General features: G+C 71.3%; 10 protein-coding genes. 5 read left to right on the forward strand and 5 right to left on the reverse strand.

Annotated features, from left to right (window positions below; translation table 11 throughout):
- The 3 genes from ribF to ABDW35_RS25905 form a co-directional block, all read right to left on the reverse strand.
- A partial coding sequence (gene ribF, locus ABDW35_RS25895) for a riboflavin biosynthesis protein RibF (protein ID WP_343716744.1) occupies positions 1-791 on the reverse strand: 791 nt, incomplete at its 3' end.
- An 85-nt stretch (positions 792-876) separates the two neighbouring features.
- The gene (locus ABDW35_RS25900) at positions 877-1,509 is read right to left on the reverse strand and encodes a hypothetical protein (protein WP_343716745.1); all 633 of its coding nucleotides are present in this window, start codon (positions 1,507-1,509) and stop codon (positions 877-879) included.
- Positions 1,506-2,057 carry a hypothetical protein gene (locus ABDW35_RS25905; protein WP_343716746.1) on the reverse strand — a complete coding sequence of 184 codons (552 nt, stop codon included), beginning with the start codon at positions 2,055-2,057 and terminating at the stop codon, positions 1,506-1,508. Before ABDW35_RS25905 ends, ABDW35_RS25900 begins: the two co-directional genes overlap by 4 nt.
- 220 nt (positions 2,058-2,277) lie before the next feature.
- On the opposite strand from ABDW35_RS25905, the gene ABDW35_RS25910 reads away from it, so the two are divergent.
- Both ABDW35_RS25910 and ABDW35_RS25915 read left to right on the forward strand, forming a co-directional pair.
- On the forward strand, positions 2,278-3,345 hold the full coding sequence (locus ABDW35_RS25910; RefSeq protein ID WP_343716747.1) for a hypothetical protein: 1,068 nt from the start codon (positions 2,278-2,280) through the stop codon (positions 3,343-3,345).
- Between the two features lie 18 nt (positions 3,346-3,363).
- Positions 3,364-4,398 carry a LacI family DNA-binding transcriptional regulator gene (locus ABDW35_RS25915; RefSeq protein WP_343716748.1) on the forward strand — a complete coding sequence of 345 codons (1,035 nt, stop codon included), beginning with the start codon at positions 3,364-3,366 and terminating at the stop codon, positions 4,396-4,398.
- On the opposite strand, the gene folK is transcribed toward ABDW35_RS25915, so the two are convergent.
- Positions 4,395-4,889, reverse strand: a complete 495-nt coding sequence (folK, locus tag ABDW35_RS25920) for a 2-amino-4-hydroxy-6-hydroxymethyldihydropteridine diphosphokinase (RefSeq protein WP_343716749.1) — start codon at positions 4,887-4,889, stop codon at positions 4,395-4,397. The two genes, ABDW35_RS25915 and folK, sit on opposite strands and share 4 nt — an antisense overlap.
- A 176-nt stretch (positions 4,890-5,065) precedes the next feature.
- Between folK and ABDW35_RS25925 the strand changes: the two genes are divergently transcribed.
- The 3 genes from ABDW35_RS25925 to ABDW35_RS25935 all read left to right on the forward strand — a co-directional run bounded on the left by ABDW35_RS25925 (position 5,066) and on the right by ABDW35_RS25935 (position 8,021).
- A complete protein-coding gene (locus ABDW35_RS25925; RefSeq protein ID WP_343716750.1) occupies positions 5,066-5,920 on the forward strand; it encodes a bifunctional 5,10-methylenetetrahydrofolate dehydrogenase/5,10-methenyltetrahydrofolate cyclohydrolase in 855 nt (284 codons plus the stop codon).
- A complete protein-coding gene (locus ABDW35_RS25930; RefSeq protein ID WP_343716751.1) occupies positions 5,920-6,558 on the forward strand; it encodes a cyclodeaminase/cyclohydrolase family protein in 639 nt (212 codons plus the stop codon). The genes ABDW35_RS25925 and ABDW35_RS25930 overlap by 1 nt, the downstream gene beginning before the upstream one ends.
- A 455-nt stretch (positions 6,559-7,013) precedes the next feature.
- Positions 7,014-8,021 carry an acyloxyacyl hydrolase gene (locus ABDW35_RS25935; RefSeq protein WP_343716752.1) on the forward strand — a complete coding sequence of 336 codons (1,008 nt, stop codon included), beginning with the start codon at positions 7,014-7,016 and terminating at the stop codon, positions 8,019-8,021.
- A 149-nt stretch (positions 8,022-8,170) separates the two neighbouring features.
- On the opposite strand, the gene ABDW35_RS25940 is transcribed toward ABDW35_RS25935, so the two are convergent.
- The coding region (locus tag ABDW35_RS25940) for an inositol monophosphatase family protein (protein ID WP_343716753.1) at positions 8,171-8,626 on the reverse strand (456 nt) is incomplete at its 5' end.

Consider the following 8,626-nt stretch of genomic DNA (forward strand, 5'->3'; position numbering starts at 1 on the left):
GTTTGGCGGCCCTCGAGCAGCGGCGCCTCGGTCCGCCACATCGGCCGGATGCCGAGATTGGCGACGCCGTCATGCCACACCAGCGGCCCCTCCCCGTCCACGGCGCAGCGCACGGCGTAGATGCCGTAGGCCGGGCGCAGGAAGTCGCCGAGCTCGACATTGGCGGTGGGGAAGCCCAGCTGGCGGCCGCGCTTGTCGCCATGCTCGACCCGGCCTTCGATCTCCCAGGGCCGGCCCAGGATCTCGGCGGCACCGCGGGCGTCGCCTGCGGCCAGCAGCTCGCGCGCCCGGCTGGAGGAGTAGAGGCCGCCGGTCTCGTCCGACGCCTGGGTGACGATGGTGACGCCGAAGCCGAGGCGCCGGCCGAAGGCGGTCAGCGTCTCCGGCGTGCCGGCGCGGCGATGGCCGAAGCAGAAATCGTAGCCGACCACGACGTGCCGGGCCTCCAGCGCGCCGACCAGCACGGTCTCGATGAAATCCTCGGCCGAGCGGGCGGCGAAGGCCTGGTCGAAATGCAGCACCACATGCAGGTCGACGCCCAGCGCCTCCAAGAGCCGCGCCTTGATCCGGAACGGGGTCAGGCGGAAGGGCGAGTCGCCGGGGCGGAACAGGCTGCGCGGATGCGGCTCGAAGCTGAGCACGCAGAGCGGCACACCCAGCCGCCGCGCCTCGGCCCTCGCCGCCGCGACCACGGTCTGGTGGCCGCGATGCACGCCGTCGAAATTGCCGATGGCGACCACCGCGCCGCGCGCCGCTGCCGGCAGGTTTTCGGTGTGACGGAAGATCTGCATGGGCCTCAGTCTCGGCCCGGCCGGTCGTGCCGGGCCCGTTGGATATAGCGAGGACCGGCGCCGCCAGCCAGGGGGCAGGCCGGCACTACGACGGCGCGGCGCCCATCCGCTCGCGCCCGGGCGCCAGCAGGGCGGTCGGCGCCAGCCGGCGCTGCACCAGATAGATCGGCCCGGCCGGCATGTTGTCGGTGACCACCAGATGCAGCGTCACCGTGCCGCCGGGCGGGATGACGCCGTCCTCGAACACCAGCCCGTCATGCGGCTCGTCGATCACCCGGCCGGAGATGAAGCCTTCGGCCCAGATCGACCGATGTACCTGCGGCCCCTGGGCGAAAGACAGGCCGTCATCATAGGTGCTGCCCTCTCCGCGCTTGCGCTCCAGCTCCACCGGAAAGTCGCGCCAGGCCTGGCCGGTGTCGTTGCGCACGATCTTGGTCATGGCGAAGCCGGTGAGATGGGCGGTGGCGATGCGGTTGCCGAAGCCCACGGTCAGCCCGGTGATGGTCAGCGCCGCCTCGCCGGTGCCGGTGATCCGCTCCACCACCACGAAGGGATCGTCGAGACGGCCGGTCCCGGTCGCCGATTCCAGCACGAAGCCACCCTCGGCGTCGCTGAACACCAGCCCGTCGGCCGTGATCTCGCCCGCCCGCGCCGGCCCCGGCAGCGCCAGGCACAGCAGCAGGCCGGCCAGCGCCGCGCGGCGCGGGACGCCCGTCATCGTCCAGCCCGCGCGGCGATGCGGCGCGCCGGCGCCAGCGATGCGGTCGGCTGGACCCGGCGCTGCACCACGTAGAACCGCGCCGCCGGCGTGTTGTCGGTGATCACGACGCGCAGCACCACGGTGCCGCCCGGCGGCACCGCGCCGTCATGGAACATCACCATGTCGCGCGGCTCGTCATACATCTGGGCCGCGGCGAAGCGGTCGGCGCGGACGCCGCGCTCCGCCTCCGGCGCCTGGGCGAAGGACAGGCCGTCGCCGTACGGGCTCTGGTCGCCGCGCCGCTCCTGCAGCTCGATCGGGAAGTCGCGCCAGGTCTCCGCCGTGTCGTTGCGCACCACCTTGACCAGGGCGAAGCCGGCCAGATGGGCGGTGCCGACCCGGTTGCCGAAGGCCGCCGTCAGCCCGGCGACGGTCAGCGCCGCCTCACCCTTGCCGGTGATCCGCTCGACCACCACGAACGGGTCGTCGAGCCGCCCGCTCCCGCTGGCCGATTCGAGCACGAAGCCGCCTTCCGCGTCGCTGAAGGTGATCCCCGCGACCGTCATCTCTGCCGCGTGGGCGGCCACCCCCCATGCCGCCAGGACGATGACGGGGGCGCATGACGCCAAGCGCCTCATGCCGATCAGTGTGGCTGGCCGCCGCCTCGCGGTAAAGCCGTGATCGCGTCCGACCGCGATGCCGCCGCCGCATTGTCAATTGCATTTACCTAAAGCTTTATCTAAATCCACGAAGTGACGCTGGCCGTCCGTCCCGACACGAGCATTGATGACCACCGAGCTGACTGCAGCCGCGATCGCCGTCCTCCAGGGCAATGATTGCGGCGCCTATACCTTACCGACCGCCTCCGCCCCCGCCGCAGCCCAGCGAAACTGGGAGTCCTGCCTGGCCGCGCTCGGCTTCGCCGGGTTCGACGAGGCCCGGGCCTGGACCGAGATCGAGACCCTGCTGGCCGGGCAGCAGCCGGACGGCATGGTGCCGCACATCCTGGCGCATGACGGCAGGACCGTCGCGCCGGCCCTGACCCACCCGCCGCTGGCCACCTGTGCCATCCGCCAGCTGTTCGAGCGCTTCGGCGTGCAGCGGTCGCGCCCGCGGCTGCAGGTGCTGGCGCCGAAGCTGCTGGACTGGCACCGCTGGTTCGCCGCGGCGCGGGACCCGGAGGGCACCGGCCTCGCGGCGATCGTTGACCCGCGGGAGAGCGGGCTGGACGACAGCCCCATCGGCGATGCCGCCCGTCCCCCGTTCCGGATCGCCGAGATCGGCTTCAACGCCATCCTGCAGCGCGCCAACCGCGACCTGCGCTTCCTGCTCGACATGATCGACGACCGCGCCGGCGTGGCCGAGGTCGATCGCATGATCGCCCGGACGCGCGCGGCGCTGGAAGCCTGCTGGGACAAGACCGGGGGCCTGTACCATTCGCGCGACGCCGCCACCGGCCAGGCCGTCGGCCAGCCCGGGATCGGCGGTTTCCTGCCGCTCTATGCCGACCCGATGCTGGCGGCCCGGCACCCGCAGCTGACCGCCGGGCTGGAGCGCTGGCTGGACCAGGCGGCGGTCGCGGTACCGAGCGCCGAGCCCGGCCGGCCGGGGTTCGACCCTCGGCGACCCTGGCGGGGTGCGGTCTCGCTGGCCCATAACTGGCTGCTGCATGACGGGCTGCGGCGCGCCGGCCGGCAAGACCTGACGAATCGCATCCGCCGCGACAGCATGGCCGTTGTGAAGCGAAGCGGCTTCCGCGAGTATTTTGACCCGATCACCGGCGAGGGGCTCGGCGGCACCGGCGCCTCCGGCACGGCGGCTGCAGTGCTGCTGTTCGCGGAGATTGGGGACTGAACACAGGGTGGCGTGCGAATGGCGGATGGCAAACGGGTGGGCATCGTCGAACTGGCCCGATTGCTTGAATTGTCGACCTACACCGTCTCCCGTGCTCTCAACGGCCACAGCGACGTCGCCGACGAGACCCGCAAGCGGGTGCTGGCAACGGCGCGGGAGGTCGGCTACACGCCGAACGCGCTGGCCCGCACCCTGCGCCGCGGGCGGGCCGACGCCGTCGCCTTCCTGCTGACCCCATCGCCCGCCGGCCTGGTCGACAGCTATTTCCTGCCGCTGCTGACCGGCCTCGACGCCGTTCTGGCTCCGGCGGGCTACGCCCTGCTGGTGGCGGGCGCGGCGCCGGACGAGCAGGAGATTGAGACGCTGCGCCGGCTGGTCGAGGGCCGGCGGGTCGATGCGGTGATCCTGACCCGGGTCCGCGTCGACGATCCGCGCGCCGCCTATCTGCGCCGGCAGGATTTTCCCTTCGCCATGCTCGGCCGCGACGGCGACCGGCCGGAAACACCCTTCGTCGACGCCGACCACCGGGCCAGCGGCCGGACCGCCACCGCCTGGCTGGCCGCCCGCGGCCATCGCCGCATCGCCCTGATCAACACGCCGGCACAGGTCAATGGCAGCCGGCAGCGCCTGCTGGGCTGGCAGGAGGGGATGGCCGAGGGGGGCCTGCCCGTCGACCCGGCCTGGCATCGCTGCGGCGATTATACCGCCGAGAGCGGCTGCGCGGCCACCCGGGCGCTGCTGGCCCTGTCGCCGCGGCCGACGGCGATCCTGTGCGGCAATGACGAGATGGCATTCGGCGCTGCGGGCGCGGTGCGCAATGCCGGCCTGACGGTTGGCGACGACGTCTCCATCATCGGCTGCGACGACATCCCGATCGCGGTGATGGCCACCCCGCCCCTCACGACCTTCCGCACCTCGCTGCGCCCCTTCGGCGAGATCCTGGCCCGGCAGGTGCTGGCGCTGCTGAACGGCGAGACGCCGCCGTCGCAGCTGGGGGTGCCGGAGCTGATCGAGCGCGGCTCGGCCGGCCCGGCTCCGGCGGAGGCCTCCTAGCTCGGGCGCAAATCGTCACGCCGGGTGACGCCGGAGAGCGGTCCAAGCGCCCGCAGCAGTTCGGCCACGCTGCGGCGCTCGACCGGATGGATCCAGCCGGCGGCGACATCGGCGGCGGGCGCCAGGACGAAGCCGCGCTCCGCCATCCGCGGATGCGGCACCACCAGCCCCGGCTGGTCGACGACCTGGTCGCCATAGAGCAGCAGGTCGAGATCGATCAGCCGCGGCCCGTTCGGGCGGCTCGGCACCCGGCCGATCTCCGCCTCCGCCGCCTTCAGCCGCGCCAGCAGCGCCTCGGGCGACAGATCGGTGCGGGCGGCGACGCACATGTTGAGGAAGGCGTCCTGGTCGGCGTCGTACATCGGCGCCGTCTCGTATACGGCGGAGACGGCGTCGACGGCCGTTTCGCCGCACAGCCAGGCGATCGCCCGGCGCAGATTGGCCTCACGGTCGCCGAGATTGGTGCCGAGCGCGAACAGGACGGGGACCATGGCTCGCTCCGGAGCTTGCTGCGGGCCGGACTCGCATGGCGCCGCGAATCGGCCGATCGGTGTCGCGGCCCCAGCGGCACGGGGCGGCGGCGTTATGGCCTTGTCCGATGGAAATGTCGAGCCAGGGTGCGTCACGATGATGTATGCCGGGCCGGACGCCTGAACGGGACCTCGCCATGGCCGAAGCCACCGCCCTGCTGGGCAAGCCGATCGCGGAGCGGATCCGATCGCGGATCCTGGCGGAGACGCCGCCGGGCCTGCGCCCCTGCCTGGCCGTGGTGGCGGCCAGCGACGATGCCGCCGTCGCCCGCTACGCCGCCGCCAAGCAGCGCACCGCCGATGCGCTGGGCCTGGGCTTCCGGGTCGAGACGGTGGATCCCGCCGGCGGCCAGGCCGCGCTCGACGCCCGCCTCGCCGCGCTGTCGGCCGATCCCGGCGTGCACGGCATCCTGCTGGAACTGCCGCTGGCCGCCGGGCTGGATGCCGAGATCGCGGTCCGGCAGCTCGATCCGCTGAAGGATGTCGACGGGCTAACGCCGCACAATCTCGGCCTGATTGCCGCCGGGCGCGAGGCCGATGCCCTGCTGCCGGCCACCCCGGCCGCCTGCATCCGGCTGGCCGAGACGGCCGCGGACCTGAAGGGCGCCCGCGCCGTGGTGGTCGGCCGCGGCCGCGCCGTCGGCCGAGCCCTGGCGCCGATGCTGGTCAACCGCGACGCCACGGTGACGGTGTGCCACAGCCGCACCCGAGACCTCGCCGCCGCGATCACCGCCGCCGACATCGTCTTCGTCGCCACCGGCCGCCCCGGCCTGGTCACGGGGGAGATGGTCCGGCCGGGCCAGGTGGTGGTCGATGCCGGCATCTCCGTGGTCGACGGCCGGGTGGTCGGCGATGTCGACGCCGACGGCGTCCGCCCGGTGGTGGCGGCGCTGACGCCGGTGCCGGGCGGCGTCGGCCCGCTGACCGCCACGCTGATCTTCGCCAACCTGCTGCGGGCCGTGGAGCTGCAGCGCCGCGCCGGGAGAGCATGATGACCGCAGAGACCGAAGATAGCCTGTGGCGCTGGCCGCTGGCCACGTTCCGCGACACGCTGGCCAGCGATTCACCGACCCCGGGCGGCGGTTCCGCCGCCATGGTCTCGGCGACGCTCGGCCTCGGCCTGGTGGTGATGGCGCTGCGCATCACCGCCAACAAGGCGCCGGACCGGACCTTCCTGGACACGCTGATCCTGTCGGGCGACCGGCTGATTGCCGAGCTGTCGGCCCATGCCGAGGCCGATATCGCCGTGTTCGACGCCTATATGCAGGCGCTGAAGCTGCCGAAGGCGACCGAGGATGAGAAGGCGGCCCGCCGCACGGCGCTGCAGGAGGCGACGATCGCCGCCACCGAGATCCCGCTGAACGCAGCGCAGACAGCGCTGGAGGCGCTGGACCTGGCCGGCCAGGCGGCGACGCTGGCCACCACCCAGATCGTCAGCGATGTCGGCGCCGGGGCCGCGACGCTGCGCGGCGCGGTCGAGGCGGTGCTGTATGCCGTCGACGTCAATCTGCGCGGCCTCGACGATGCCGGCCGCCGCCAGGTCTATGCAGACAGCCGCGACCGCCTGGCGACGGCGGCCGGGCAGCGCGCGGACGGCATCGCCCGGCTGGTGCGGGACCGGCTGCGCTGAGGCCGCCGGCCCGCTGATTCTCCCGGATTCGCGCCGGCCTTCCTGCAGCGGCCCGCCAAACCCTGCCCCGCCGGCTCCCTCCAATGCGAGGGCGGAATGATCATCGGGCCGCAGCGCCCCGGCCCAATCCCTTGGGTTTGTTCGTAAATTTGAGGATTGTCCCGAATCCGGGCTTTCCGGGGCATTGTCACGAATTTGTTGCATTCGGATCGCCGTGCGGACTCGGCCCGATTTCGGTTTCCAAAATCCGAACAATCAGTTAACCCGATCGCGAATGGCCGTGCCGGACGGTGGTGCATCGCTGCAACACTGCGCGAAATTCGCAACAGCGCGGTCCATTTCAATTGCGGTCTACGCCCGACCATCGTACATCCAAAGGGAGCGGTCTGGTCGCAGCCCTTGAAGGAAGCGGGGGACGAGACCTCGGTTGAACCGTGATCAGCGAGGTATTGGATATGAACAAGAACGTGATGTACGCCGTCGGTGCGGCCGCCCTGCTCGTTGCAGCCCCGGCGATGGCGCAGGAGTATCAGGCCACCGGTCTCTATGTCGGTGCCGGCGCCGGCGTCAACATTCGCCAGAATGACGACTGGAGCGTCAAGAACACCAACATCGACGGCAAGTCGCGTTATGACGTCGGCCCGGCTGGCGACATCTACCTCGGTTACGACTGGGGTTCGTTCCGCGCGGACGCCGAAGTCAGCCTGCGCACCAATGACGTCAAGGACGCCAAGGTCAACGGTCAGACCATCTTCAAGAATGGTCATTTCCGCACCATCGGCATCATGGCCAACGGCTACTACGACTTCGACTTCGGTTCGCCGTTCGTGCCGTACATCGGTGCCGGTGTCGGTGTCGCCCTGCTCGACTCCGAGCTGAAGGCCGGCGGCAACAAGTTCAGCGACTTCAACACCCAGTTCGCCTACCAGGGCATCGCCGGTGTGTCGTACAACTTCTCGCCGAACCTGGCTGCGAACCTCGAGTACCGCTACTTCGGCAACACCAAGCCGACCTTCGACGACCAGGGCACCAAGCTGAAGTACGACGCGAGCAACAACCACACCATCCTGGTTGGCGTTCGCTACACCTTCGCCCCGGCCCCGGAAGTGGTCGAGCAGGTCCAGACCGTCGCTGGCCGCAGCTACCTGGTGTTCTTCGACTTCGACAGCTCGCGTCTGACCCCGGAAGCCAAGCAGATCGTGGCCTCGGCCGCGGCTGACGCCCTCCAGGGCAAGACCACGCGCATCGACGTCACCGGCCACACCGACCGTTCGGGTTCGGACCGGTACAACCAGGCCCTGTCGGTGCGTCGCGCCGAGTCGGTCCGCCGCGAGCTGGTCGCGGACGGCGTTGCCGACAGCCTGATCGTCACCCGCGGCGTCGGCGAGTCCGATCCGCTGGTCCCGACCGCCGACGGTGTGCGCGAGCCGCAGAACCGCCGCGTCGAGATCGTCATCAACTAAGACGGTCTGTACGGTCTATAAAGATCCCATCGGGAGATCGGGGCGTCCTTCGGGGCGCCCCTTTCTTCATCCGGGGTCCGGCAAGACGCCAAAGCAAAGGGCCGTCCCATCGGGGCGGCCCTTTGCTTTGGCTGCAGGGTCAGGAAGAATCAGTCCGTCGCGCCCCCGCGCGCGACGAAGCCGGCATTGGCGAAGCCGGGCTTGGCATAGGCCAGCGGCAGGCCGGATGCGGGGTCGTCGATGACGCCGCCGGCAGCGCGCAGTACCGCATCGGCGGCTGCCGTGTCCCATTCCATGGTCGGGCCGAAGCGGAGATAGAGATCCGCCTCCCCCGCCGCGATCAGCGCGATCTTCAGCGAGCTGCCAAGGATCCGGCGCTCGGCGACAGAACGGCCCTGCAGCGCCGCGTCGAGCCGGGGGTCGTCGCGATGCGACCGGCTGGTCAGCACCACCATGCCCTCCGCCGGCGGCCGGCGCACGGCGATGCGCTGCGGCGTCTCATCGCCCCGTTGCTGCCAGGCCTGGCCGCCGGCCGCCCAGAAGCGGCGGTCGAAGGCCGGCGCCTCAACCACGCCCAGCACCGGCACGCCGCCGGAGACCAGGCC

This window comes from Inquilinus sp. (assembly GCF_039594555.1).
In the GTDB taxonomy this organism is placed as follows: Bacteria; Pseudomonadota; Alphaproteobacteria; order DSM-16000; family Inquilinaceae; genus Inquilinus.

Excerpts from the sequence above, each read along its gene's own strand:
- ABDW35_RS25900 (WP_343716745.1), bottom strand. The coding sequence starts at position 1,509 with ATGACGGGCGTCCCGCGCCGCGCGGCGCTGGCCGGCCTGCTGCTGTGC.
- ABDW35_RS25905 (WP_343716746.1), bottom strand. The coding sequence starts at position 2,057 with ATGACGGTCGCGGGGATCACCTTCAGCGACGCGGAAGGCGGCTTCGTG.
- ABDW35_RS25910 (WP_343716747.1), top strand. The coding sequence starts at position 2,278 with ATGACCACCGAGCTGACTGCAGCCGCGATCGCCGTCCTCCAGGGCAAT.
- ABDW35_RS25915 (WP_343716748.1), top strand. The coding sequence starts at position 3,364 with ATGGCGGATGGCAAACGGGTGGGCATCGTCGAACTGGCCCGATTGCTT.
- folK (WP_343716749.1), bottom strand. The coding sequence starts at position 4,889 with ATGGTCCCCGTCCTGTTCGCGCTCGGCACCAATCTCGGCGACCGTGAG.
- ABDW35_RS25925 (WP_343716750.1), top strand. The coding sequence starts at position 5,066 with ATGGCCGAAGCCACCGCCCTGCTGGGCAAGCCGATCGCGGAGCGGATC.
- ABDW35_RS25930 (WP_343716751.1), top strand. The coding sequence starts at position 5,920 with ATGACCGCAGAGACCGAAGATAGCCTGTGGCGCTGGCCGCTGGCCACG.
- ABDW35_RS25935 (WP_343716752.1), top strand. The coding sequence starts at position 7,014 with ATGAACAAGAACGTGATGTACGCCGTCGGTGCGGCCGCCCTGCTCGTT.